Source organism: Hydrogenophaga sp. RWCD_12 (assembly GCF_046604225.1).
Taxonomy (GTDB): domain Bacteria; phylum Pseudomonadota; class Gammaproteobacteria; order Burkholderiales; family Burkholderiaceae_C; genus Hydrogenophaga.
Genome location: NZ_JBKIXC010000029.1, coordinates 1 through 266 on the forward strand (window position 1 = coordinate 1; position 266 = coordinate 266).

Annotated in this window: 1 protein-coding gene; it reads right to left on the bottom strand. The window is 71.8% G+C overall.

All coding sequences use genetic code 11. From position 1 onward, the window contains the following. The coding region (locus ACLIJ1_RS23350) for a DUF4347 domain-containing protein (RefSeq protein WP_411367976.1) at positions 1–266 on the bottom strand (266 nt) is incomplete at both ends.

Here is a 266-nt window from a genome sequence, read left to right on the forward strand (position 1 = left end):
GCCAGGTTGAGCGTGTGCACCCAGTCGGTCGGCACCACGGTGCTGGCTTCCACCGCGCCCACCGAGGCCTCCAGCGTCCAGTCCCCGCCCAGGCTCTGGTCGCCCGTGGTGTCGGTCGAGGCCGCCACGTCGGCCGAGGTGTACTGCGCCAGCAGCTGCAGCGTGGTCTGCCCCGCCTCGCCCGAGGCGAAGTCGCAGGCATAGATCAGGATGTCGCCATCGGCCGTCAGCGACGCGGCCACCGTCTGCAGCGCCGCCTGGTGGAT